The organism is Thalassospira mesophila (assembly GCF_002115755.1).
GTDB classification, from domain to species: Bacteria; Pseudomonadota; Alphaproteobacteria; order Rhodospirillales; family Thalassospiraceae; genus Thalassospira; species Thalassospira mesophila.
This window is the reverse complement of record NZ_JFKA01000038.1, coordinates 1-1,373: the sequence shown is the minus strand read 5'-3', so window position 1 is coordinate 1,373 and position 1,373 is coordinate 1. Positions and strand designations below refer to the sequence as shown.

The 1,373-nt window shown below is 56.7% G+C and carries 1 protein-coding gene; it reads left to right on the top strand.

The features are described 5' to 3' along the window. Positions 1 to 79 precede the first annotated feature (79 nt). Entirely contained in the window at positions 80 to 1,105 is a 1,026-nt protein-coding gene (locus tag TMES_RS21880; RefSeq protein WP_024074122.1) for an IS110 family RNA-guided transposase, read from the top strand. Positions 1,106 to 1,373: the final 268 nt, after the last annotated feature.

The following is a 1,373-nucleotide window of genomic DNA, read 5'->3' as shown; positions in this document are numbered from 1 at the left end:
CGGGCTAATGAGATGGTCACCCCCACACCCTGCGAGGGCTACGCTTTCGCAGGGTGTTTTGTTTTTGGAGGCCATCATCATGAGCGAGTCAGCACTGATCGGGATCGATCTCGGCAAACATAATTTCCACCTTCTGGGCCAAGACAAATCGGGCCGCGAGGTGTTTCGCAAAAAGCTCTCGCGAGCGCAGATGATGCGGTTCTTCGGCAACTTGCCGAGCTGCGTCGTGGTAACGGAAGCCTGTGCCGGCTCTCACTTCATCGCCCGTCAGCTTGCGGCGATGGGGCATACGACCAAGTTGATTTCACCGCAGTTTGTCCGCCCTTTCGTCAAGGGCAACAAAAATGACTTTATCGACGCAGAGGCCATTTGCGAGGCGGCTTCCCGTCCGTCCATGCGCTTCGTTACGCCTAAAACCGAGTCTCAGCAAACCCTGTCTGTCCTGCATCGCATGCGCGAGTCGTTGGTGCATGACCGCACCAAGACAGCCAATCAGATGCACGGTTTCCTGCTGGAATTTGGCATCAGCCTGCCCAAAGGCTCAGCCATCATGAAGCGTTTGGCAGCTGTTTTGGCCGAGCATGAGCTGCCTGTGCGGCTGACAGTGCTGTTGCAACGCCTGCACGATCACTTCGTTTACCTGGATGAACAGATCAAGGAACTGGACAAACAACTGGCTTGCCAGCTGGCCGACGATGATCTGGGGAGCCGTTTGCTTAGCATGCCGTGTGTCGGTCCGATCACCGCCAGCCTTCTGGCTGTAGAAATGGGCGATGGCAAGCAATACCGATGCAGTCGCGATTTTGCGGCTTCAGTGGGCTTGGTGCCGCGACAGTACAGCACGGGCGGCAAAGCCAATTTGTTGGGGATCAGCAAGCGGGGTGACAAGCACCTGCGGCAACTGCTGGTGCAATGCTCCAGGGTTTACATGCAGAGGCTGGATCATCAGAAGGGGGCTTTGGCCGACTGGGTGCGAGCGCTGCTGCGCCGACGACACTCGAATGTGGTGGCCTGTGCCCTGGCCAACAAACTGGCGCGTATCGCTTGGGCGATAGCGGCTCACCATGCGCAATATGAAGCAGGGCCAGACGCCTTGAACGCCTGACCCTGCGGTTGTTGCAGTACCACAATTCACCCTTCAGGTTTTGCGATAGCTGAACAACGGATGACGTGAACGGCCTACCGGCCTGGCGAAGATCCTGACATAAAAATCGGCTTCAGAAGCCGACGGGCTTTTAAGGATCGTCAGGCGCGACTCTCATCGTGGCGCTGGGGCAAGCCCCAAACAGACGCCGGATAGATTTAAGCAAGCCAACCACATCGCCCGTTAATCAGTATTGCAAAAATGGGGGGGACCATAGATTTTTTATGGC

What these genes read in the sequence shown, in the direction of transcription:
- TMES_RS21880 (WP_024074122.1), top strand. Translation starts at nt 80, where the DNA reads ATGAGCGAGTCAGCACTGATCGGGATCGATCTCGGCAAACATAATTTC.